The sequence below is a fragment of the Pseudomonas sp. CH61 genome (genome assembly GCF_059429415.1).
On sequence record NZ_CM182098.1, the window covers coordinates 5,971,247 to 5,991,536 of the forward strand.

General features: G+C 59.8%; 18 protein-coding genes and 1 tRNA gene. 15 read left to right on the forward strand and 4 right to left on the reverse strand.

Annotated features, from left to right (window positions below; translation table 11 throughout):
• Window positions 1–1,356 carry a poly-beta-1,6-N-acetyl-D-glucosamine synthase gene (gene pgaC, locus AC5SEM_RS26880; protein WP_495471637.1) on the forward strand — a complete coding sequence of 452 codons (1,356 nt, stop codon included), beginning with the start codon at window positions 1–3 and terminating at the stop codon, window positions 1,354–1,356.
• A complete protein-coding gene (gene pgaD / locus AC5SEM_RS26885) occupies window positions 1,353–1,880 on the forward strand; it encodes a poly-beta-1,6-N-acetyl-D-glucosamine biosynthesis protein PgaD (RefSeq protein WP_495471638.1) in 528 nt (175 codons plus the stop codon). Before pgaC ends, pgaD begins: the two co-directional genes overlap by 4 nt.
• Before the next feature lie 114 nt (window positions 1,881–1,994).
• On the opposite strand, the gene AC5SEM_RS26890 is transcribed toward pgaD, so the two are convergent.
• Entirely contained in the window at window positions 1,995–3,518 is a 1,524-nt protein-coding gene (locus AC5SEM_RS26890) for an FAD-dependent oxidoreductase (RefSeq protein WP_495471639.1), read from the reverse strand.
• A gap of 139 nt (window positions 3,519–3,657) precedes the next feature.
• Here AC5SEM_RS26890 and AC5SEM_RS26895 point away from each other — a divergent pair, with 139 nt between their 5' ends.
• The 5 genes from AC5SEM_RS26895 (at window position 3,658) to AC5SEM_RS26915 (ending at window position 7,478) form a co-directional block, all read left to right on the forward strand.
• Entirely contained in the window at window positions 3,658–4,218 is a 561-nt protein-coding gene (locus AC5SEM_RS26895) for a YbhB/YbcL family Raf kinase inhibitor-like protein (protein WP_077570099.1), read from the forward strand.
• A gap of 85 nt (window positions 4,219–4,303) precedes the next feature.
• Entirely contained in the window at window positions 4,304–5,983 is a 1,680-nt protein-coding gene (locus AC5SEM_RS26900) for a vWA domain-containing protein (protein ID WP_495471640.1), read from the forward strand.
• 30 nt (window positions 5,984–6,013) lie between these two features.
• Window positions 6,014–6,595: an RNA polymerase sigma factor gene (locus AC5SEM_RS26905; protein WP_034151939.1), complete on the forward strand. Its 582-nt coding sequence runs from the start codon at window positions 6,014–6,016 to the stop codon at window positions 6,593–6,595.
• A complete protein-coding gene (locus AC5SEM_RS26910) occupies window positions 6,592–7,188 on the forward strand; it encodes a hypothetical protein (protein ID WP_495471641.1) in 597 nt (198 codons plus the stop codon). The genes AC5SEM_RS26905 and AC5SEM_RS26910 overlap by 4 nt, the downstream gene beginning before the upstream one ends.
• A 20-nt stretch (window positions 7,189–7,208) precedes the next feature.
• Window positions 7,209–7,478 (forward strand): hypothetical protein, encoded by a 270-nt coding sequence (locus AC5SEM_RS26915; RefSeq protein WP_259698349.1) that lies wholly within the window; start codon window positions 7,209–7,211, stop codon window positions 7,476–7,478.
• Between the two features lie 77 nt (window positions 7,479–7,555).
• On the opposite strand, the gene AC5SEM_RS26920 is transcribed toward AC5SEM_RS26915, so the two are convergent.
• Window positions 7,556–7,632 (reverse strand) — tRNA-Arg (locus AC5SEM_RS26920).
• Between the two features lie 442 nt (window positions 7,633–8,074).
• Here AC5SEM_RS26920 and gabD point away from each other — a divergent pair.
• From gabD to AC5SEM_RS26935, 3 genes are all read left to right on the forward strand, one after another.
• Complete coding sequence (gene gabD / locus AC5SEM_RS26925; RefSeq protein ID WP_495471642.1) at window positions 8,075–9,517, forward strand: NADP-dependent succinate-semialdehyde dehydrogenase; 1,443 nt, start codon at window positions 8,075–8,077, stop codon at window positions 9,515–9,517.
• Window positions 9,518–9,702: 185 nt separating this feature from the next.
• Window positions 9,703–10,980, forward strand: coding sequence for a 4-aminobutyrate--2-oxoglutarate transaminase (gene gabT, locus AC5SEM_RS26930; protein WP_007917687.1), 1,278 nt, complete (start codon window positions 9,703–9,705; stop codon window positions 10,978–10,980).
• A 137-nt stretch (window positions 10,981–11,117) separates the two neighbouring features.
• Window positions 11,118–12,329 carry a response regulator gene (locus AC5SEM_RS26935; RefSeq protein WP_077570109.1) on the forward strand — a complete coding sequence of 404 codons (1,212 nt, stop codon included), beginning with the start codon at window positions 11,118–11,120 and terminating at the stop codon, window positions 12,327–12,329.
• Between the two features lie 136 nt (window positions 12,330–12,465).
• Here AC5SEM_RS26935 and AC5SEM_RS26940 read toward each other — a convergent pair whose 3' ends face one another.
• Window positions 12,466–13,455, reverse strand: a complete 990-nt coding sequence (locus AC5SEM_RS26940; RefSeq protein ID WP_137219064.1) for a GGDEF domain-containing protein — start codon at window positions 13,453–13,455, stop codon at window positions 12,466–12,468.
• Window positions 13,456–13,598: 143 nt separating this feature from the next.
• Window positions 13,599–14,783: a delta-9 fatty acid desaturase DesA gene (gene desA / locus AC5SEM_RS26945; RefSeq protein ID WP_116029347.1), complete on the reverse strand. Its 1,185-nt coding sequence runs from the start codon at window positions 14,781–14,783 to the stop codon at window positions 13,599–13,601.
• 146 nt (window positions 14,784–14,929) lie between these two features.
• On the opposite strand from desA, the gene dibA reads away from it, so the two are divergent.
• The 5 genes from dibA (at window position 14,930) to cysW (ending at window position 20,290) form a co-directional block, all read left to right on the forward strand.
• A complete protein-coding gene (gene dibA / locus AC5SEM_RS26950) occupies window positions 14,930–16,849 on the forward strand; it encodes a phosphodiesterase DibA (RefSeq protein WP_495471643.1) in 1,920 nt (639 codons plus the stop codon).
• Between the two features lie 238 nt (window positions 16,850–17,087).
• Window positions 17,088–17,270 (forward strand): sulfur starvation response protein OscA, encoded by a 183-nt coding sequence (gene oscA / locus AC5SEM_RS26955; RefSeq protein WP_077570118.1) that lies wholly within the window; start codon window positions 17,088–17,090, stop codon window positions 17,268–17,270.
• Between the two features lie 147 nt (window positions 17,271–17,417).
• Entirely contained in the window at window positions 17,418–18,431 is a 1,014-nt protein-coding gene (locus tag AC5SEM_RS26960) for a sulfate ABC transporter substrate-binding protein (RefSeq protein WP_038367242.1), read from the forward strand.
• Window positions 18,432–18,586: 155 nt separating this feature from the next.
• On the forward strand, window positions 18,587–19,405 hold the full coding sequence (cysT, locus tag AC5SEM_RS26965) for a sulfate ABC transporter permease subunit CysT (protein WP_495471644.1): 819 nt from the start codon (window positions 18,587–18,589) through the stop codon (window positions 19,403–19,405).
• A gap of 12 nt (window positions 19,406–19,417) precedes the next feature.
• Window positions 19,418–20,290, forward strand: coding sequence for a sulfate ABC transporter permease subunit CysW (gene cysW / locus AC5SEM_RS26970; protein ID WP_038367233.1), 873 nt, complete (start codon window positions 19,418–19,420; stop codon window positions 20,288–20,290).

The following is a 20,290-nucleotide window of genomic DNA, read 5'->3' on the forward strand; positions in this document are numbered from 1 at the left end:
ATGCTGGATAGACTGTTAGCCCTGCTTGTTCTGGCGATCGTCCTCGGCGTACCGCTGGGGCTGATCTTCCTGGTGACCGGGCAGTTCCTGATGGACTTCGTGTTCTTCTACCCGTTGTTCATGTCCGGCTTGTGGATTGCCGGCGGCCTGTATTTCTGGCTGCACTGGGAGCGCCACTGGCCGTGGCAGGACGACACCCTGCCGCCGCCACTGGAAGGCGAGCCGCTGATCTCGATCCTGATCCCTTGCTACAACGAAGGTGACAACGCCGCCGATACGATCCATGCAGCGCTGGCCCAGCATTACCCGAACATCGAGGTCATCGCGATCAACGACGGCTCCAAGGACAACACCGCCGAAGTGCTCGATGCGCTGGCCAAGGAAGATCCACGTTTGCGCGTGCTGCATCTGGCGGAAAACCAGGGCAAGGCTGTCGCGCTGCGCATGGGCGCCATCGCGGCGCGTAGTGAGTATCTGGTGTGCATCGACGGTGATGCGCTGCTGGCGCCGAACACGGCGGCTTATCTGGTCGCGCCGATGCTGGATAACGCACGCCTCGGCGCGGTGACCGGTAACCCACGGATTCGCACACGCTCGACGCTGGTCGGGCGGGTGCAGGTCGGCGAGTTCTCGTCGATCATCGGGCTCATTAAGCGAACGCAACGGGTGTTCGGGCGAATTTTTACCGTCTCCGGCGTGATCGTCGCATTCCGCCGTACCGCGCTGAACCGCATCGGATACTGGAGCCCGGACATGATCACCGAAGACATCGACATCAGTTGGAAACTGCAACTGGATCACTGGAGCATCTTCTACGAGCCGCGCGCGCTGTGCTGGATCCTCATGCCGGAAACCCTCGGTGGGCTATGGAAGCAACGACTGCGCTGGGCGCAGGGCGGGGCCGAAGTGCTGTTCAAAAACATCCGTGGCATCTGGCAGTACCGCCATCGTTACCTGTGGCCGCTGCTCTTTGAATACTGCCTGTCGACCGGGTGGGCATTCACCTTCCTGTTGTCGGTGATTTTCTGGGCCGTCGGCAAGTTTGTGGTCATGCCGGAAGCCATCGCGGTGGATCACCTGATGCCACCAGCGTTTACCGGGTTGCTGCTGGCCTTCGTCTGCCTGGTGCAGTTCGCGGTCAGCATCGTCATCGATCGGCGCTATGAGCCGGGGTTGGGCCGCACGATGTTCTGGGTGGTCTGGTATCCGTTGGTGTTCTGGCTTGTCAGCCTGCTGACCACGTTGGTCAGCTTCCCCAAAGTGCTGTTCGGCCAACATCAGAAACGTGCGCGTTGGGTCAGTCCTGATCGGGGCATCAAACCGATCGGCGATGACGAAGAGGAGGTCATCAAATGAAAATCATCCGGACTCGCCAGCGGCCCTTTCTGGTAGTGATCGATGTGATCCTCACCGTGCTGGCCTGGGTTGGCCTGCTGTTTCTGCTGATCCGTGGCTTGTGGCCGCTGGTCGAAACTCACGCTGGCGGGCCGCTGATCGATAAATCGGCGTTCGACGCGCTGGGCACCCTGCAGATTTATCTGTGGATTGCCTTGGTCAACGCGGTGATTCTGATTTCCTGGGCGCGTTATCAGCAGCGCAAGAGTCGCAGTTTTTCCCAGCGCAGGCTGCCGTCGCCGGTGATCGACGATGAAGGGCTGAGCAAGAGCTTCAAGCTTTGTGATGACCGCTTTCAGAAACTGCGCACGCCCGGGGTGATGACCATTCACAACGATCAGGAAGGCGACATCAGCCATGTGGTGACGCATTTCTGGCCGGTGCAAAAGGAAGAATTGCCACCGCCGCTGGCACCGCTGGAGCACCCGCGGGTGATCTTTCTGCATGCTGAAGATGATGACAATCGTGAACCTCTTCCCCGTTAATTGATCATTCCCACGCTCCGCGTGGGAATGCTTCTTGGGACGCTCCGCGTCCAGTGACGCGGAGCGTCAGGGGCTGCATTCCCACGCAGGAGCGTGGGAACGATCAATCGGCCGCTAATCGCGGATCAGTTCCCAAGCCTCTTCCATCGGCAGCGGTTGCCTCATGCGCTCGGTGAGTAACGCCATCGCTCTTTCTTTCTCGCAAGCCACGGCGGCAACTACCATACCGTTTTTACCGAACAGACCAATAAATGGCGGATGTTCAGGCTCGCCAAGAAACTCCACCTCATCCCAGTGCTCAGCGTGGCCAAGGTAGTCGTAATTCTTGCCGAAATGCCAGGTCCAGAAGAACGGCACGTCGAGGTAATGTTCGTCGCCACCGAGCATATTGGCAGCGGCGATACGCGCGTGTTGTTGAGCCAGGCGCCAGTGCTCGATGCGTTGCAACTGGCCGTTCAACGGGAACGTGGCGATGTCGCCGATGGCCCACAGATTTTCGCTCACACGCAGGCCGTCATCGACGCGCAATGACTGATCCTTTTCCCTCGGCAGTGACGCGAAAGCTTCGGTGGCCGGGTGCACACCGATCCCGGCCAGTACCAGATCCGCAGAAAGCCGCAGGCCATTGTCCAGCAGCACCGCCTCGACTTTGCCGTCGCCGATGATCTCGGTGGCCTCGTGTTCGGTAATGAATTTCACCCCGTTCTTTTCGTGCAACGTGCGAATCGTTTTGCCCACGGCTTCGCCGAATTGCGCGGCGAAAGGAATCGCGTGCCGAGCCAGCACCGTGACGTCGAGGCCGTATTGGCGCAGGGCCGAGGCGCATTCGAGAGCGATGAAACTGTCGCCGATGATCACCGCGCGTTGCTCGGGTTTGGCGGCATTCATTATTTGCTCTGCCTGGGCTTTTGAGCGCAGGACGAAGACCTGCGGCAGGTCGGCGCCGGGCAATTCCAAGGAATTGGGTTCACCGCCGGTGGCGAGCACGGCCGCGTCATAGCGCAGGGATTGACCGTCGCTCAGATGCAACGTCTGGTTTGCAGCATCCAGCGAGGTGATTTGGTTTTCCAGTCGCTCGATGCGCTGCTCTTTATAGAAAGTTTCATCTCGCAGCGGCGGCGCTTCCTCGGGTGGCATTTCCCCGGCGAGGACAAATTTGCTCAGCACCGTGCGGTCGTAACCGGCATCGGCCTCGCGGTCGATCATGACGATGCGGCCACCGAAACCCTTTTCCCGCAGCGCCGCTGCACACGCGGTGCCTGCCGCCCCGGCACCGACGATTACAAAAGTCCGCGAATCATCCGCTGGAGGTGCATGCGGATCCGGCAACGGCTGATCGTCGACCCAGACCTCCTCACCACGCAGTTCCAGCGGATAGCGCTTGAGGCCGTCGAGCGCCGGCGGTTCGCACAACGCGCCGTCCTCCGCGCGAAACGCAGCCTTGTGCCACGGGCAGATCAGGCGTCCGTGACACACCGCGCCCTCAGCCAACGGCGCGCCGGCATGTGGGCATTCGCCCTGAAAGGCGCGTAGCTGCTCACCGATGCGCAACAGCACAATCTTGCAGTCGCCGATTTCAACTTGCAGGCCACGGTCTTCAGGGACATCGGCAATACAGGCGACACGGTGCAGGGGCATGGTCGGCTTCCTCGCGGGCATTTCTCTTGTGAGTTTGCGCGGTAGTGCGAGGTTCAGCCATTTGCCACTGCCACGGCACGAACGGTACAGCTATAGTTTGCAGGCCGACGACGGCCCCACTGCACAAGGTGCTCCCGGAATGACCCGATTGACCTCTCTCAACCCCTGGCTGGCGGCCCTCGCCGTCACCCTTTGCGTGCAGTTTCCGGCGCAGGCCCAGGAGCGTTTCACCCTGAACATTCCGGGTGTTTCCGATAACCGCCTGTTCACCTCGGCCGCGGCCAGCGATGCGGCCGGCTGCGGTGGCAAGAACCAGTCGCCGGCCCTGAGCTGGAACGCAGGTCCTGCCGGTACCCAGAGTTATGCGATCGTCATGCACGACCCGGACGGCCAGAAAGGCCTGGGCGTCGATCACTGGATTCATTACGGCATCAAATCCACCACGCGCCAGATCGCCGCGGGCGTCGGCGCCAAATCCGCGTTCGAAGGTGTCGGCGGCACCAACAGCAAGGGCAATACCCATTACATGGGGCCGTGCCCGCCAGTGGGCGACAGTGCGCACCACTACATCATCCAGATCTACGCACTGGATTTGGCCCCGGATGCCTTGCCGGCCGGTCTGACCCGCGCTGAGCTGATGGAAAAAATCAAAGGCCATGTGCTGCGTAACAGCAGTGCGGTGCGGCGTTATCACCGCTGAAATTTTTTCGCGGCGTTTAACCCGAACTGAAAGGGCTGCCCGTCTCAGTGGATGAATGATCAATTTCATCCCGAGGTCAGCCCCCATGTCTCATCCTCTCTTGCGTCCTGTTGCGGTTGCTGTGTTGCTGGCGCTCGCCGGTTGCGGTGCTTCGTCCACACCCGATTCCGCCGCTGTGCCAGCGCCGGCGCAGCCTGAGGTGCTGGTTCAGCAGGAAGCGGTCATGGCTGACACCTCAATGGCCAAACGCGCGCTGTACAAGATGCCCAATGCGGGCGGTGCGCCGATGCCGTTGAGTGAAAGTTATCCACAGGGCTATCGCGATACGCAGCGCGAGCAATATCAGGCGTTGGCCGACAACCCGATCCATAGCGTCGTCGAAACCCCGGTTTCAACGTTCAGTGCCGACGTCGACACGGGCGCTTATGCCAACGTCCGTCGCCTGCTCAATCAAGGCCGATTGCCGCCGGAAGGCGCGGTACGGCTGGAGGAAATGGTCAATTACTTCCCCTACGACTACGCGCTGCCCAGCGACGGCTCGCCATTTGGCGTGACCACTGAACTGGCGACCTCACCGTGGAACCCGCACACCCGCTTGCTGCGCATCGGCATCAAGGCTTCCGACCGCGCCGCGGCGGAACTGGCCCCGGCCAATCTGGTGTTTCTGGTCGATGTCTCCGGCTCGATGGATCGCCGCGAAGGCTTGCCGATGGTCAAAAGCACGCTGAAATTGCTGGTCGATCAATTGCGCGATCAGGATCGCGTTTCGCTGGTGGTGTATGCCGGCGAATCGCGAGTGGTGCTGCAACCGACTTCCGGACGCGAGAAAGCGAAAATTCGCACGGCCATTGAACAATTGACCGCCGGTGGTTCGACCGCTGGCGCCTCGGGTATCGACCTGGCCTACCAAATGGCGCAGCAGGCCTTCATCCCCAAAGGCATCAACCGCATCCTCTTGGCCACCGACGGTGATTTCAATGTCGGCGTCAGCGACTTCGACAGCCTCAAACAAATGGCTGTGGATAAACGCAAAACCGGAATTTCCCTGACGACCCTGGGTTTTGGTGTGGATAACTACAATGAACACTTGATGGAACAACTGGCCGACGCCGGCGAGGGCAACTACGCCTACATCGACAACCTGCGCGAGGCGCGCAAAGTGCTGGTGGATCAGTTGAGTTCGACCCTCGCCGTGGTGGCAAAAAACGTCAAATTGCAGGTGGAGTTCAACCCGGCACAGGTCAGCGAGTATCGCCTGCTTGGCTATGAAAACCGAGCGTTGAAGCGTGAGGATTTCAGCAATGACAAAGTCGATGCCGGCGAAATCGGCGCAGGACACACGGTGACCGCGCTGTACGAAATTGTTCCGGCGGGCGAGAAGGGCTGGCTGGAGCCGCTGCGTTACGGCAAGTCGGAGCCAGTTGTTTCCGGGAAAAGCGGAGAATTGGCGATGCTGCGTGTGCGTTATCAACGTCCTGAGGGTGGGAAAAGTCTGCTGATCGAGCGGCCGATAGCCAATCAGACCGCGCCGGCTAGCGAGGATCTGCGTTTTGCTGCTGCCGTTGCCGCGTTTTCCCAGCAGCTCAAGGATGGCCGTTACACCGGCGACTTCAGCCTGAAAGACACGGAGACACTGGCCCGTGGCGCTCGTGGCGATGATCGCTTCGGTTTGCGCAATGAGTTCGTGCAACTGGTCGAACTGGCGCAGAGCTTGCGCAACTCAACCGCATCGAACGCGTTGGCCACTGAACAACGGATTGAATAAGTGAGTCGTCTGAAAGGCTTCATCAGTCAGCTGTTTGCCTCGGCAGACAGCTCAACCGCCAGCAGCGATGAATCGCTGCTGGCGCGTTATCGCGAGGGCGACGGCGCCGCGTTCGAGATCTTGTACGCGCGCCATCGCCAAGGCCTGTACCGGTTTCTGCTCGGCTTGAGCGGCAAACCGGAACTGGCCGACGAAGTATTTCAGGAAACCTGGCTGAGCCTGATTCGCAGCGCCAGTCAGCCACAAGGCCGGGCGACATTTCGCACATGGCTGTTCCAGATCGCGCGCAATCGCCTGATCGATCACTGGCGCAAGCATGGCGCCCAGCAACCGCTGCACGACAGTTATGATGAACAAGCGCATGCCGTCAGCGACGAGGCGAACGATCCCGAACAACTGCTCAGCCTCAGCCGCGACAACCAGCGTTTGGAAAGCGCCCTGCAAACCCTGCCCGCCGACCAGCGCGAAGTGTTCCTGCTGCGCGCCCACGGCGACCTCGACCTGGCACAAATCGCCAGCCTCACCGAAGCACCGCTGGAAACCGTCAAAAGCCGCTTGCGCTACGCCCAGCATAAACTGCGTCGGCTGCTGGCCGAGGAGGTACTGACATGACTGACGCCCGCCAGACACCCGAAGATCCGCTGATCAAACATGTGCGCGAACAGCACAACGCCAAACCACCAGCGCACCTCGATGCGTTCATCCTCAACGCCGCGCAGCGTCAAACCCCTGCGCCGAAACCAAGCCTGTGGAAACGCTGGCTCGACGTCTGCCGCAAACCGCGCTGGCAAGTCGCATTCGCCAGCCTCGTCGGCGTGGCATTGATGCTGTCGCTTGTCCAGCGTGCTCCTGAGCCGCTGCGTCAGTACGACTACATTCCTGCCCCCGAGCTAGCAGTGCCCATGACCGACACGGACTCAGCGCAACTGCACCGATTGTCTGCCCCGGCCGGCGCCCTGCCAGCACCTGTGCCGATGATCGAAATGGCCGCACCGATGCAAGATCAAGCGATCAGCGCCGATGAAACCAAACTCAGCAAACGCGCCACCGCCCCGGCCAATGGCCTCGACGCACAACTGCGCGAAGTCCTGCGCCTGCGCGAATCCGGCCAATCGCAAGCCGCCGACAGCCTGTTCAACAACCTGCACAAACGCTACCCGAACGCCGATCTCGATGCCCGACTTGAGCAGTTGCGGAAAAAATGACCACTTGATCCACCAGCCATTTGGCATTGCCCCGCAAAAACGCGCACTATCGGGGCATTGCCAATGCGCTGGAGGACAACGTGGCAGCAAAAATTGACCGCATCGCCCAACTGCTCAACTGCCCGGAGAAGGGCGAAGAGATGCGGCGCGCGATTACTGAAGCACGTAAGGAATTTCTGCTGAATCAGCCGGAAGAGGATGTCGTTGATGAAGACGAGGTTTTCGAAGAGGAGGTTGAGGAGGAAGAAGACGACGATGATTACGACGAGTTCGACTGGACGACGGAGTGACGTCGTTCGAGAACCAGCGCATCGCCCACAAAAAAGCCCCGGACCATCACAGTCCGGGGCTTTCTCGTTTAAATCAATGGTGCACCAGGCGGGATTCGAACCCACGACCCCTGCCTTCGGAGGGCAGTACTCTATCCAGCTGAGCTACTGGTGCAGCGGGCGACATCATACCTAGGTCGGCTCGGGGCGTCCATGCTGGGTTTCGGCACGGATTGTCAGTGCGCGTGTCGGCGCAAATCGCGGTATTCCATAAAGCGGTAACGTCCTGCAAAACCCTCGCTTGGCGCTTTCGCGGGACTGTTCTATGGTTTTGCTGCGGCTGAGGCTTTTGGCTCGTTGATCTGAAAAATTCCACAAACACGGCGTTTTTGTTCTTTTTTTCGAACGACCTATTGTCCTTTACCCCCTTTGATCCTACGATCCGTTTGAGATTTCAAACGCTCGTTGACTGGGCGTTGAAGCGCCGGTGTTTCGAATCGTGCACTGTCGATGCGCCACACCCGGTCACTGATTTCCCTGACGGCAGCCTCGCGAGGCGCCTTTCTACAATCATAATTTGCTCCGCGCAGGCCGCGGTGCTGTTAAGGAAAGCCGACATGCAGCTTAAAGACACCCTGTTGTTCCGCCAGCAAGCCTTCATTGATGGCGCTTGGGTCGATGCGGACAACGGTCAGACGATCAAGGTCAATAACCCGGCCACCGGCGAAATCCTCGGTACCGTGCCAAAAATGGGCGCCGCCGAAACCCGCCGTGCCATTGAAGCCGCTGACAAAGCGCTGCCGGCCTGGCGTGCACTGACCGCCAAAGAGCGCGCCGGCAAGCTGCGCCGCTGGTTCGAACTGATGATCGAGAACCAGGACGACCTCGCGCGCCTGATGACCCTTGAGCAGGGCAAGCCGCTGGCCGAAGCCAAGGGCGAACTCGTTTACGCCGCTTCGTTCATCGAGTGGTTCGCCGAGGAGGCCAAGCGCATCTACGGTGATGTGATTCCGGGCCACCAGCCAGACAAGCGCTTGATCGTGATCAAGCAGCCAATCGGCGTGACCGCGGCAATTACCCCGTGGAACTTCCCGGCGGCGATGATCACCCGCAAGGCCGGTCCAGCACTGGCTGCCGGTTGCACCATGGTGCTCAAGCCGGCTTCGCAAACACCATTCTCCGCTTTCGCACTGGCCGAACTGGCTCAGCGTGCGGGCATTCCTGCCGGCGTGTTCAGCGTGGTGTCCGGCAGCGCCGGCGACATCGGCAGCGAGCTGACCAGCAACCCGATCGTGCGCAAGCTGTCCTTCACCGGTTCGACCGAAATCGGTCGTCAGCTGATGGCTGAATGCGCCAAGGACATCAAGAAAGTTTCGCTGGAACTGGGCGGCAACGCGCCGTTCATCGTGTTCGACGACGCGGACCTGGATAAGGCCGTCGAAGGCGCGATCATTTCCAAGTACCGCAACAACGGCCAGACCTGCGTCTGCGCCAACCGTCTGTACATTCAGGATTCGGTCTACGACGCGTTCGCCGAGAAGCTGAAAGTAGCCGTGGCCAAACTGAAGATCGGCAACGGTCTGGAAGACGGCACCACCACTGGCCCGCTGATCGACGAAAAAGCCGTGGCCAAGGTGCAGGAGCACATCGCTGACGCTGTGGCCAAAGGCGCAACCGTGCTGGCAGGTGGTAAGGCGATGGAAGGCAACTTCTTCGAGCCGACCATCCTCACCAACGTGCCGAAAAATGCCGCCGTGGCCAAGGAAGAAACTTTCGGTCCACTGGCGCCGCTGTTCCGTTTCAAAGACGAAGCCGAAGTGATCGCGATGTCCAACGACACCGAGTTCGGTCTGGCTTCGTACTTCTATGCTCGCGACCTCGGTCGTGTGTTCCGTGTCGCGGAAGCGCTGGAATACGGCATGGTTGGCGTCAACACCGGGCTGATCTCCAACGAAGTCGCGCCGTTCGGCGGCATCAAGGCCTCGGGCCTGGGCCGTGAAGGCTCCAAGTACGGCATCGAAGATTACCTGGAAATCAAATACCTCTGCCTGGGCATCTAAGCCGGGAAAGGGTTCGCTGCAAACGCAAAGGGCACGAGAGCGCTGTCCCTTTGCGTGGTTTCAAACCGGAATTTTCTCTGCGGCCAGGAACGCCGTGGCAGTCGATCATCGCATGCTGCCACCGTCGATTTCTCCCGCTTAATCCTTGAACCACGCCGCCCGATGAGCGGCGAATGAGGACTGTAATGAGCAAGACTAACGCTGAACTGATGGCCCGTCGTACCGCAGCTGTTCCACGTGGTGTTGGCCAGATTCACCCGATCTTCGCTGAATCGGCAAAGAACGCTACCGTGACTGACGTTGAAGGTCGTGAGTTCATCGACTTCGCCGGCGGCATCGCTGTACTGAACACCGGCCACGTGCACCCGAAAATCATCGCCGCCGTGACCGAACAGCTGAACAAGCTGACCCACACCTGCTTCCAGGTACTGGCTTACGAGCCGTACGTTGAGCTGTGTGAAAAAATCAACGCCAAGGTGCCAGGTGATTTCGCCAAGAAAACCCTGCTGGTCACCACCGGTTCCGAAGCCGTGGAAAACGCCGTGAAGATCGCCCGTGCCGCCACCGGCCGCGCTGGCGTGATCGCCTTCACCGGCGCCTACCACGGTCGCACCATGATGACCCTGGGTCTGACCGGTAAAGTCGTGCCGTACTCGGCCGGCATGGGCCTGATGCCAGGCGGCATCTTCCGCGCGCTGTACCCGAACGAACTGCACGGCGTGAGCATCGACGATTCGATCGCTTCGATCGAACGCATCTTCAAGAACGACGCCGAGCCGAAAGACATCGCCGCAATCATCATCGAGCCGGTTCAGGGTGAAGGTGGTTTCTACGTTGCGCCGAAGGAATTCATGAAGCGTCTGCGTGCCCTGTGCGACCAACACGGCATCCTGCTGATCGCTGACGAAGTACAGACCGGCGCTGGCCGTACCGGCACTTTCTTCGCCATGGAACAGATGGGCGTTGCTGCCGACCTGACCACCTTCGCCAAATCCATCGCTGGCGGCTTCCCGCTGGCCGGTGTTTGCGGCAAGGCCGAATACATGGACGCCATCGCGCCAGGCGGTCTGGGCGGCACCTACGCCGGTAGCCCGATTGCTTGCGCCGCTGCACTGGCGGTGATGGAAGTGTTCGAAGAAGAGCAACTGCTGGACCGCTGCAAGGCTGTTGGCGAGCGTCTGGTCACTGGCCTGAAAGCTATCCAGGCCAAGTACCCGGTGATCGGCGAAGTCCGTGCCCTGGGCGCGATGATCGCGGTTGAGCTGTTCGAAAACGGCGACAGCCACAAGCCGAACGCTGCTGCTGTAGCGTCGGTTGTGGCCAAGGCGCGTGACAAGGGTCTGATCCTGCTGTCCTGCGGCACTTACGGCAACGTTCTGCGCGTCCTCGTACCGCTGACCTCGCCGGACGAGCAACTGGACAAAGGTCTGGCGATCATCGAAGAGTGCTTCTCCGAGCTCTGATCACCCCGTGTGACTTGATCGACAAAAAACCCGCTTCGGCGGGTTTTTTTACGCCCCTTGAAACACATCGGAGGCTTTAGCGCTGTATCGAATGGCCAGCATTGGCTAAGGTTCAGGCATTGCAAGGGAGAGCGCGCATGACTGCCGTTGATTTACCCGCCGTACCCCGAGTGCTGATTGCCGAGGCTGATCCGTGGTCTCGCGATCTGCTCAAACAAGTGTTGCTGAACGTGCGTTGCGATGCGCGACTGGATCTGTGTGCCGATGGCCAGCAAGCCATGTCGATGCTCAGTGAGGTGCCGTATGACCTCGCTATCGTCGATTGGGAGTTGCCCGGCGTCGATGGTTTGAATGTGCTGCGCAGCGTGCGTCAGCGCAAACGCAATCCGCCGCTGCCGTTCATTCTGATGAGCAGCCGCAACGACAGCGCCAGTGTGCGCGAAGCGATTCCGTTGGCGCCGACGGCGTATCTGACCAAACCACTGAACATGGAAAACCTGACTGAGCGTCTACAGGGCTTGTTGCTGAATGCCGGTGAAGAGGTGTTCTGTGAAGTGCCGGCATTGGCGCCGGGCATGACCTTGTCGGTGTTTCTCGAGCGCCGCCGCGAGCAAGCCGACGGCGCACCGTTGATGACCGATGTGCAAGTGGCGGTCAAACGCAGTCTCAATCCCAACGGTCTGGATTTGAAGCTGCTGGAAGACGAGATCAAAACCGATCCACAAATCACTGCCGTGTTGATCGCTGCGGCCAACAGCGCGGCGCAGCACCATGGCGCGCCGGTGCAAACATTGGCGCAAGCCCTGCATCGCTTGGGCACCGGACAGAGCATGAACCTGATTCTGGGGCTGGCGCTCAAGCGCAGCGCCAAGCTCAGTGATCCGTGCCTGGCGGACTATGCCGAGCGTTACTGGGGGCTGTCGCTGCACACCGCTGAATATGCGCGAACCCTCGCGCGGCTGCTCGATCTCGATCAGGAGCGCTGTTACTGCGCGGGCATGCTGCATCGCTTGGGTGATCTGGCGTTGCTGCGTTGTCTGCAGGAATGGCAGCAGGCGGGTGGTGAGCTGGATGAGCTGGAGGAAGTTGGCGAGGCGTTGGCCGAGTTTGGCGCGGCGTATGGTTCGGCCCTGCGTACTCGCTGGCGATTGCCGCTGGAATTGCGTGAGCTGATTGCGTCGGTCTACCAACTCGGCGGAGGGGTGTATTCCCGCGAGGCGCTGGTCATGAACATGGCGGCGCAGATGGCGCATCTGACCGAGCATGAAGGCGTTGAGGAACTGGCGAAGAGCCGCACGGCGCGGTTGCTCAAGATCGGTTTGCCGGAGTTGATGCGGATGCGCAAATAAACGACGTACACATTTCCAATGTAGGAGTGAGCCTGCTCGCGATAGCGGAGTGTCATACAAGAATTGTTCGTTTGACACTCCGCTATCGCGAGCAGGCTCACTCCTACAATTGATCTCTGTGTGGTTGAAATAGGGCTCAGGCAGAAATGATGCGGTTCTTGCCCTGTCGCTTGGCCTCATACATCGCCGCATCTGCTCGGGCGAACAGGCTGTCGAGGTTTTCATCGCCATCGGTCAGATTGGTCAGACCCTGGCTGACGGTGATGCCAAATGTCTGCCCGTCATGGCTGAAACTCAAGCGCTGAATCTCCTGCTGCAGCCGTTCAGCCACTTGCATGGCCATGTCCGGTGCGCAACCCGGAAACACCGCCGCAAACTCTTCCCCGCCAATCCGCCCGAACAGATCACCGCGACGTAACGAGCCGCGCCCGCACTCGGCGATCCGCTGCAACACGTTGTCGCCTTCGGGGTGGCCGTAACTGTCGTTGATCACTTTGAAGTCATCGATATCGAGCAGCAAAAACGCCATGGGCGAACCCTGCGCACGCGCCTCTTCGAACTCGCGGTTGGCGCACTCGAAGAAGTGGCGGCGGTTGCTGCTTTGCGTCAGCACGTCGGTGGTCGCCAAGCGATGCAGCTCGGTTTCCATCTGCTTTTTGTCAGTGATGTCCTCGGCGATGCCGACGATGATCACCGGTTGCCCCGGCTCGTCCTGACGGTTGATGAAGCACTTATCGCTGAGCCAGCGCACCTGACCGTCGGCGGCGATGATGCGGTATTCGCGATCCTCCACCGCGCCTTTGTGCAGGACTTCGGCGAGGCTGCGTTCGGCGTATTCCAGGTCGTCGGGGTAGATGCTGTCGCGCCATTGGTTGTAGTCGGCGAGCAGGAGGCCGGCGGAGCGACCGAAAATCCGTTCGTAGGCGGGGCTGACGTACAGCACCTGACGGGTTTCCCAATTGAAAGCCCAGAGCACGGCGTTGACGCTGACCAGCAAGGAGCTGAACAGCTGCTCGCGTTCGCTCAAACGGGCGACCTCGCCTTGGGCGTGCATCAACGCCATGAGGGTTTGCGCGGCCTCGGGCCACTGCGGGAGGGATGAGTCTTTTTGATTGTTGTTGACCATCGGCACAGATCTCAAAGGACGTGCCGCAATTCGACAACGGCCACAGTACAGCCCGCCGGGATGGCGAAGTGTCTTTGAGATAGGCGATTTTTAGCGAAGTTCCGAAGGGTGCACCCGGGAGCCGGGTGCACCGATCAACGGTCTCAGACCGCCGCAGGGCGCAGCGAGTAGGTTTTCAGCTGGTCAGCGAATTCACGCAGGGACTGGATACCACTGGCTTCTGCCTCGTGAATCCACTCTTTGATGGCAGCGAGCATGTCGTGGCCATTTGCGCTGGTCTTGACCCAGATCTGCTGCAGGGCCAGGCGTTTTTCGTAAATTACCTTCAACGCCTGACTGTGCTCGAGCATGGTCTGGATACGCAAGTGATGCCGGTCTTCCAGCAGGCTGGTTTCCCGCGACAGCAGACGTTTGGCGCGGTGGAACTGATGACGCACTGAATGATCGACCTTGGCCAGCTCTTGCTTGACCAGCGGGCCGATCACCAATTTGCGGTACTGGGCCATGATCTGAAAGCGGTTGTTGAGGATGGCCATGGCGGTGTCCATGTCCAGATTGCCCTTGCCTTCGACACGGTGGGCGATCGGCGCTACACGCTGAACCTTGGCCAGACGCAGGAAGCTGAAGACTTTGATCCACGCCCAACCGAGGTCGAATTCCCACTTTTTTACCGACAGCTTGGCCGAGTTAGGGTAGGTGTGATGGTTGTTGTGCAGTTCTTCGCCGCCGATCAGGATGCCCCAAGGCACCAGATTGGTTGCCGCGTCGCGGCATTCGAAGTTGCGATAGCCAACGGCATGGCCCAGACCGTTGATCACGCCGGCAGCCCACACCGGGATCCACATCATCTGGATCGCCCAAATGGTGATGCCGATGGTGCCAAACAACAGCAGATCGATAACGCCCATGATCGCCACGCCCAGCAGCGGGTAGCGGCTGTAGACGTTGCGTTCGATCCAGTCTTCGGGGCAGTTCTTGCCGTAGATGCGCAGGGTTTCCGGATTCTGCGCTTCGGCGCGGTACAGCTCGGCACCGGTACGCAGCACAGTGGAAAGACCTTTGATGACCGGGCTGTGCGGGTCGTCTTCGGTTTCGCATTTGGCGTGGTGTTTACGGTGGATGGCGGTCCACTCGCGGGTGTTCTGCGCCGTGGTCAGCCACAGCCAGAAACGGAAAAAGTGCTTCAGACCGGCATTCAGCTCCAGCGAGCGATGGGCCGAGTAGCGGTGCAGATAGACCGTGACGGCAACAATCGTCACGTGGGTCATCAGCAGGGTGACTGCGACCAGAGACCAGGCCGACAAGCCAAGAAAACCTTCGTACCACATAGGCTATAGGGCCCTCGATAAAGATAAAAACAGCCGTTGCATTATCACCAAGCACACAGATAAAACCAGTCGCCCTTTCAGATAAGAGTCGCTGGATGTTTCTTGACCTATAATTCCAACCTTTTTGTAGGGACATGGACAGCCGAATGCCTGCCACTTACCGCGATGCATTGCGTGCAGCGCTGCTCTATCTCGTGCTTGCCGCTGTCTGGCTGCAAGGTACTGATCATTTATTAAACAATTTCTTCGATAACTCCGTCGATCTTGCCCGATGGCAACTGATCAACGGTTACGTCTTTGCGGCGCTCAGCGCCGGGCTGATTTTTCTGGCGCGGGCGCGCTTGTGTGAGTTTCTCGGGATTGGCGCGCGTTTGCGCGAGCGCCACGCTGATCGCGAACGCCTGCGTCAGGCCGCGGCGGTCTTCGATTGCACCCGCGAAGGGGTGTTGGTGACCAACCATCAAGGGCTGATCGTGCACGTCAATCGCGCGTTCATCGAGATTACCGGTTATCAGCGTGAAGAAGTCATTGGGCAACAGCCGAGTCTGTTCAAATCCGGCCACCATCCGCCAGGGTTCTATCAGGCGATGTTCGCTACCCTTGAGTCGCAGGGCGAATGGAGCGGCGAGATCTGGAACCGGCGCAAAAGCGGCGAGATTTATCCACAGTGGCAGACCATCCGGGTCATTCACGATGATCAGGGCCGGCTCAGCCATTACGTCGCGGTGTTTTCCGACATCAGCGCGATCAAGGATTCCGAGCATGAACTCAAACACCTCGCACACCACGATCCGCTGACCGATCTGCCCAATCGTCTGCTGTTCAGCGATCGCGCCGAGCAGGCGCTGGCCTCGGCGCAAAACCACAAGCGCGGCTGTGCATTGCTGATGCTCGATCTCGATCACTTCAAGATGATCAACGACAGCCTCGGCCATAACGTCGGCGATCGCTTGCTCAAGGCCGTGGCGGCGCGTTTGCAAGCGCTGTTCGGCCCCGGCATTTCCCTGGCGCGGCTCGGCGGCGATGAGTTCGCGGTACTGGCGGAAAGTTGTCCACAGCCGGTGCAGGCGGCGGCGCTGGCGCAACGGATTCTCGATGCGCTGAAGGAGCCGTTCAGCATTGATGGCAATCAGTTGTTCATCAACGCCAGCCTCGGCATCAGCCTGTTCCCCAGCGATGCGCTAAGCGCCGAGCAACTGTTGCGCAATGCCGATGCGGCGCTGTTCAAGGCCAAGAGCAGCGGCCGTAACGGTTATGCCTTGTATACCGAAGAACTTACCGCCCACGCCCAGCAACGTGTGGAGATCGCATTCGAGCTGCGCCGCGCGCTGGAGCAGCAGGAACTGCGGGTTTACTACCAACCCGTGCATGACTTGAAAACCAGTCGCCTGATTGGCGTCGAAGCGTTGGTGCGCTGGCAGCATCCGGTGCGTGGTCTGGTGTCTCCGGCGGAGTTCATTCCGATCGCTGAACGCACCGGGTTGATCGCCGAGATCGACGCTTGGGTCATGCAGCAGGCGTGTCGACAAATGTGCCAGTGGCAGCAGGCCGGGCTGGTGCTGTCGTTTGTCGCGGTGAATGTTTCGTCACGATTGTTCGCTCGTCGTGAGTTGTACCAACAGGTTGCGCAGGTGCTGCACGACACCGGGCTGGATCCGGCGTATCTGGAGCTGGAGGTGACTGAAAGTGCGGTGATGGATGATCCGGAAGTGGCGCTGGAGCAGATGCACCGTTTGCGTGAGTTGGGTATTCGTCTGGCCATCGATGATTTTGGTACCGGGTATTCATCGCTGTTGCGACTCAAGCGCTTGCCGGTGCAGAAACTGAAGATCGATCAGGGTTTCGTCGCCGGGTTGCCGTGGGATGAGGACGACGCGGCGATTGTTCGGGTGATTATCGCGTTGGCCCGGAGCATGGGCATGCAGGTGCACGCCGAGGGTATCGAACAGGTTGAGCAGGCGGCGTTTCTGCTTGAGCAGGAATGCGATCTGGGGCAGGGGTATTGGTTTGGGCGGCCGGTTCCGGAGCAGGAGATTGATTGGGCGAGAACTCCGGTGATTGGTTAAAAGATCAAAAGATCGCAGCCTGCGGCAGCTCCTACACCGATCCCTGTAGGAGGGGCCGAAGGCTGCGATCTTTTGCTTCAACAGGCTGCAAACCCTTGCCCCGTCACATAATGTTTTTCAGTTATATAAACATTCTTAAATAGTCTTTTTAAGAATATCCGCGCCTCTCTTATATTGCTCCTACGCCGAACGCAGTGCCGCCCACTGCCAGGCAAATCCCATTCAAAGGAGCAGCACCATGAGCGCATCCCTTCGCAGCGTTGACGGTCAGGACGAAAGCGCCATCTTGCGTGAAATCCAGAGCGCCCTGCGCGATCTGCGTTTCGGCGCGGTGGAGATCACTGTGCATAACGCGCAAGTCGTGCAGATCGAACGCAAAGAGAAATTCCGTTTGCAGCAACCGGGCAAACAACCGGGCTGAGTTGAAGATCAAAAGATCGCAGCCTGCGGCAGCTCCTACAGGGGGCTGTGTGCAGGAGCTGCCGAAGGCTGCGATCTTTAGCCGGCACACCCGATTCCAGATATTCATAAGAAAAAGCCACCACCAAGAATTCCAGGAGCTTTCACCATGTCGTCGATTCGCCGTTACGCTTTGGCCGCCCTGGCCAGCGCTGTGTTTGCCGGTTCTGCCGTTGCCAAGGATTACGAGCTGCTCAACGTGTCGTATGACCCGACGCGCGAGCTGTATCAGGACTACAACGCTGAATTCATCAAGTTCTGGCAGAAAGATCACGCTGGCGACACCGTTAAAATCCAGCAATCCCACGGTGGTTCGGGCAAGCAGGGCCGTGCGGTGATCGACGGTCTGCGCGCTGACGTGGTGACCCTGGCCCTGGCTGGCGACATCGACGAAATCGCCAAACTCGGCAAGACCCTGCCGGCCGACTGGCAGAAGCGTCTGCCGGAAGCGAGCACGCCGTACACCTCGACCATCGTCTTCCTGGTGCGCAAGGGCAACCCGAAAGGCATCAAGGACTGGGGCGATCTGGTCAAGAACGACGTCTCGGTGATCACGCCGAACCCGAAGACCTCCGGTGGCGCGCGCTGGAACTTCCTCGCCGCCTGGGCCTACGGCCTGAAAGCCAACGGCGGTGACGAAGCCAAAGCCAAAGAATACGTACAGACCCTGTTCAAGCACGTGCCGATTCTCGACACCGGTGCACGCGGTTCGACCATTACCTTCGTCAACAACGGGCAGGGCGACGTGTTGCTGGCCTGGGAAAACGAAGCGTTCCTGGCGCTGAAAGAAGATGGCGGCGCCGACAAGTTCGACATCGTCGTGCCGTCGCTGTCGATCCTCGCCGAGCCACCAGTGGCGGTGGTCGACAAGAACGCCGAGAAGAAGGGCAACGAGCAGATCGCCGAAGCCTATCTGAAGCACCTGTACAGCCCGGCCGGTCAGGAGATCGCCGCGAAGAACTTCTACCGTCCGCGTGACAAGGACGTGGCCGCGAAGTACGCCCAGCAGTTCCCGAAACTGGACCTGGTGACCATCGACAAGGACTTCGGCGGCTGGAAAACCGCGCAACCGAAATTCTTCAACGACGGTGGCGTGTTCGACCAGATTTATCAGGCGCAGTAATCTGACCCACAACGAGCCTACTGTTTAGGCACACCACATGTGGGAGCGAGCTTGCTCGCGAAGGCGGTATTTCAGGCGACAGGGATGTTGACTGATACTTCCTCTTCGCGAGCAGGCTCGCTCCCACATTGATGCGTTTTTAACCAAGGACTTTTATGTCGCGTCGTATCTCCCCCGTCATACCCGGCTTCGGGCTGACGCTGGGCTACACCTTGGTGTACCTCAGCCTGATTGTGCTTATCCCGCTGGCGGCGATGTTCGTCCACGCCGCCCAACTCACCTGGGATCAGTTCTGGGCGATCATCTCCGCACCGCGGGTGCTTGCGGCCTTGAAGCTGAGCTTCGGCACCGCGCTGTGCGCTGCGATCATCAACGGCATCATCGGCACGTTGCTGGCCTGGGTGCTGGTGCGCTACACCTTCCCGGGGCGCAAGGTGATCGACGCGATGATCGATCTGCCGTTCGCCCTGCCGACAGCGGTGGCCGGTATTGCGCTGACTGCGTTGTATGCGCCGGCTGGACTGGTCGGCCAGTTCGCTGCCGACCTCGGTCTCAAAATCGCCTACACCCCGCTCGGTATCACTCTGGCGCTGACCTTCGTCACCCTGCCGTTCGTGGTGCGCACGGTGCAGCCGGTGCTGGCCGACATTCCCCGTGAGGTCGAAGAAGCTGCCGCGTGCCTCGGCGCGAAACCGTTGCAGGTGTTCCGCCACATCCTCGTACCTGCGCTGCTGCCTGCCTGGCTCACCGGTTTTGCCCTGGCGTTTGCGCGTGGTGTCGGCGAGTACGGTTCGGTGATATTCATTGCCGGCAACATGCCGATGAAAACCGAGATCCTGCCGCTGCTGATCATGGTCAAACTCGACCAATACGATTACACCGGCGCCACTGCCATCGGCGTGCTGATGCTGGTGGTTTCCTTCGTCCTGTTGCTGCTGATCAACTTGCTGCAGCGGCGCATCGAAACCCCATAAGGAGGCGCGAACATGTCCCAATCGTCTATTGCGGCCGCCTCTTCGGCCAACGCTGCACGCCGTGGCAGTGCCACTTCGCGCAGAATCCTGATCGGCCTTGGCTGGCTGGTTTTTTTCCTGTTTCTGCTGCTGCCGTTGTTCATCGTGGTATCGCAGGGCTTGAAAAATGGCCTCGGTGCGTTCTTCACCGCGATCTTTGAACCGGATGCACTGTCGGCACTGAAACTCACCGTATTCGCCGTGTTGATTTCTGTGCCGTTGAACCTGGTGTTCGGCGTCAGCGCTGCGTGGTGCGTGAGCAAATACTCGTTCCGCGGCAAGAGCATGCTGGTGACCCTGATTGACTTGCCGTTCTCGGTATCGCCGGTGATCGCCGGTCTGGTCTACGTGCTGATGTTCGGTGCGCAGGGCCTGTTCGGACCTTGGCTGCAGGATCACGACATCCAGATCGTCTTCGCCTTGCCGGGCATCGTGCTGGCGACGATCTTCGTCACCGTGCCGTTCGTGGCTCGTGAGCTGATCCCGCTGATGCAGGAACAAGGCACGCAGGAAGAGGAAGCCGCGCGCCTGCTCGGCGCCAATGGCTGGCAGATGTTCTGGCATGTCACCGTGCCGAACATCAAGTGGGGCCTGATCTATGGCGTGGTGTTGTGTACCGCGCGGGCCATGGGTGAATTCGGTGCGGTGTCGGTGGTGTCCGGGCACATTCGCGGGGTGACCAATACCCTGCCGCTGCACGTCGAGATCCTCTACAACGAATACAACCACGTGGCCGCGTTCGCTGTGGCGAGCCTGTTGCTGATCCTGGCGCTCTTCATCCTGCTGCTCAAGCAGTGGAGCGAAAACCGTATCAACCGCCTGCGCGCCAGCGCCGCGGAGGAATAA